Origin of the sequence: Pseudooceanicola lipolyticus (assembly GCF_002786325.1) — a bacterium.
GTDB lineage: Bacteria > Pseudomonadota > Alphaproteobacteria > Rhodobacterales > Rhodobacteraceae > Pseudooceanicola_C > Pseudooceanicola_C lipolyticus.
Genome location: NZ_PGTB01000305.1, coordinates 1 through 2,199, shown reverse-complemented (window position 1 = coordinate 2,199; position 2,199 = coordinate 1). Strand labels below are relative to the sequence as shown.

1 protein-coding gene and 1 pseudogene are annotated in these 2,199 nt (G+C 68.4%); one reads left to right on the top strand and one right to left on the bottom strand.

Annotated elements, in window-relative coordinates; genetic code table 11:
- On the bottom strand, positions 1 to 1,047 hold a 1,047-nt coding region (locus CVM52_RS25340; RefSeq protein ID WP_133119999.1), incomplete at its 3' end, for a hypothetical protein.
- A gap of 139 nt (positions 1,048 to 1,186) precedes the next feature.
- Here CVM52_RS25340 and CVM52_RS25335 point away from each other — a divergent pair.
- Positions 1,187 to 2,199 (top strand): annotated as a pseudogene (locus tag CVM52_RS25335) (hypothetical protein); the annotation flags it as partial.

The following is a 2,199-nucleotide window of genomic DNA, read 5'->3' as shown; positions in this document are numbered from 1 at the left end:
GAAGGACTGCGGGCGCACCGCCCAGTCGAACTGCGCCGGATCGGCGGCCATGATCCGGCCGAGCAGCTTGGCCCAGGCCCGGAAGCGGCGCAGCTCGGCGGCGCTGAAATGGTCCTCCGGGGTGAAGGACTGCGCCTCGGCCACCGCCTTGCCCGGCGCCGCCTCCAGCGCGTCCGACATCGGCGTGCCGTCGAAAAACGCCGCATCCAGCGCCGCGGCATCGGCGCGATAGGTGGCCACCACCTGGTCGGCCAGGCGGCGATGCAGGCGCGGGCGGGTGCCCGCGGGATCGGCCTCCTTGCCCAGCAGGTCGGCCATGTACCAGCCCAGCGATTGCTGCGAGCCGCGCAGCTTGGCGCGGCCGCGCAGCTGGGCATGCACCGCGCGCATCATCGCGATGTCCTGGACCGACAGCGATTCATTGGCATCGGTTGGCCGGGTCAGGTCGAAACCGCCGCCGCCCAGCACGAAAGAGAAGAAATCCCGCACCACATCGCCTTGGTAGAGCCTATCCCGGACGAAGGGCCGCAGGGTGAAGGCGGGGCCGAACAGGGCCCGCCATTTTTCGAAACGCGGGGTGTAGAACAGCAGCCGGTCGGCCACCAGCCGCTCGTGCATCGCCTCCAGCGAATCCATGAACAGCCCCTTCTTGGCGCGTTCCGCGAAGGTCGAGACCAGCCGGTCGGCATGCGGGCGGACATAGGCGATCAGCCGGATGCGCCCGGCATAATCCGGCAGGTGCCGCTCGATCGCCGCCGCCACCAGCTCGGGATCGACAAATTCGAAATGTTCCGCCGAGACCACCCCATGGGCGGCGCCCGAGGCCTCGAAGGCGCTGCGCAGCTTGGCAAAGCGCGCCGCCTCATGCGGCATCTCCTTGGGCACCGACAGCGTCTTGGCCAGCGGGATATGGTTGAACCGCGCCGGATAGAGGATATCGGCCCCCGCCCCGGCCGCGGTCGACCAGGCGCCGGCGGCCAGCACCGACTGCACCGAGGTGGTGCCGGTCTTGCAGTCGCCCAGGTGAAAAACGATCTCGCCAACCATGATCCGGTCCCGTCTTTATCAAGCCCGTCCTCCCTAGCGCCGGCGCCGGGCGGGTGCAATTGCCGGCGGCGGCCGCTCTTCCCCCTGCGCGGAAGTTATTCTAAAGAGCCCGGCAAGCTTCAAGCGAAACGGGCAGTCCATGAAAGTCATCCTCTATATCGGCCACCACAAGGTGGGCTCGACCGCCCTGCAGACCTTCCTGGCGCAGAACTGGCACCGGCTGATCCAGGCCGGGATCCTCTATCCGGCGGTGGAATCCCGCGGCTTTGCCAGCACCCTGGCGCGGGCGCTGTCGGGCAAGGACCGCGCCGGTGAGGCGGATGTGAACATCCGCGAGCCGCATAGCGCGCTGGCCTATAAGATGATGGCCGAGGTGTCCGAGCATCGCAAAGTCCCCGGCCAGTTCCGCCGCCTGCCCGCCAGCCCGCAGATGCTGCTGGCGATCCAGAACCAGATCAGGTTTCTGAAGCCGCAGACGGTGATCCTGTGTTCCGAGGCCTTCGCCAATTTCGGCCAGGTCCGCCCCGCCCTGATCGAGACCCTGACCGGGATCTTCCCCGATGCCGAATTCGAGGTCTATTGCGCCCTGCGCCGCCCGGATGACTACCTGATCTCCTGGCATGGCCAGCGGCTGAAAGTGGGCGAGAAGCTGCCGTCGCTGCGCGATGGCGGCGCGGTGTCCTATTACGACAATATCCATTTCAACTTCCGCACCGTGGTCGAATCCTGGGCCGACCTGGTGCCGGGGGTGCGGCTGATGCTGCGGCCTTATGACGCAATCCTCGCCGCCGGCGGCTCGACCCAGGATTTCATGATCCAGGCCGGCGCCGACTTCCCCGACGGGCTGATCCCGGCCGGGCGCGCCAATCCGAGCCTGCCGCGGGCGGCGATGGAGATTGCCCGGCGCGGCAATCACGAGCTGCCGCCCGAGCCGGCCCAGGCGCTGCGCCAGCACTTGCTGGAGCTGCCCGCCGAGCAGGTGCCGGTGCCCAACCGCGATGTCGAGATGTTCGGCGCCGCGCTGCGCGGCGAATTGGCCGAGCGCTTTGCGCCGATCCATACCTACCTGTCCGAGCGGATCGGGCAGCCCGCCTTCTTCCGCGATCTCGCCGAATTGAGCCGCCCCCGCCCGGTGCCCGAGGCCGAGGCGGT